This window comes from Mesorhizobium sp. M7A.F.Ca.US.005.03.2.1, assembly GCF_003997795.1.
Classification (GTDB): Bacteria; Pseudomonadota; Alphaproteobacteria; order Rhizobiales; family Rhizobiaceae; genus Mesorhizobium; species Mesorhizobium ciceri.
The window spans coordinates 1-501 of the sequence record NZ_RZRP01001584.1 but is presented as its reverse complement, the minus strand read 5'-3'; the positions used below and the strand labels follow the sequence as shown (position 1 = coordinate 501).

Below are 501 nucleotides of genomic sequence, written 5' to 3'. Positions count from 1 at the left end.
GTCATAATAGGTGACGGGATCGATGGCGCCGCCCGGCGTCGCCACGCCGGCGCGCACCGTGCCGCCCGGCTTGCCCTCCGCGCGTGCTTGCTGCGTGCCGAGGCCGGCGGCCGCGACAAGGCTGCCCAGGAACGGCAGTGAGAGACCAAGCACGCTGCCATGGCGCAGGAAGTCGCGGCGGTCCATCCTGCCGGCCAGCAATTCGTCGACAGCGGAATTTTCGATTGCAGTGAGCGTTCTGCGAGCGTTGTCGATCATCCGGAAATGCTTGGGCATGGCTGGATTCCTCGCTTGTCTTGGGGTTCGGCCATCTAGTTCATTGTTGACTGCCGCCGGAAAGCGATATTTTTTGATAGGGGTCATCGAAATTTTCGATGCAGAGGTGGGCATGGACACTGAAAATCTGCGCAGCTTTCTCGAAGTCGCCACCCATGGCAGCTTCACCGTTGCGGCCAGCCGGCTCAACCTCGCGCAGTCCACCGTCAGCGCACGGATCAGGGG

At 62.5% G+C, this 501-nt stretch carries 1 protein-coding gene and 1 pseudogene; one reads left to right on the top strand and one right to left on the bottom strand.

Annotated elements, in window-relative coordinates:
- Positions 1-276, bottom strand: a pseudogene (locus EN991_RS39285) (peptide ABC transporter substrate-binding protein); the annotation flags it as partial.
- Between EN991_RS39285 and EN991_RS41550 the strand changes: the two are divergent.
- On the top strand, positions 275-501 hold a 227-nt coding region (locus EN991_RS41550), incomplete at its 3' end, for a LysR family transcriptional regulator (RefSeq protein ID WP_245461218.1). The pseudogene EN991_RS39285 and the gene EN991_RS41550 sit on opposite strands and share 2 nt — an antisense overlap.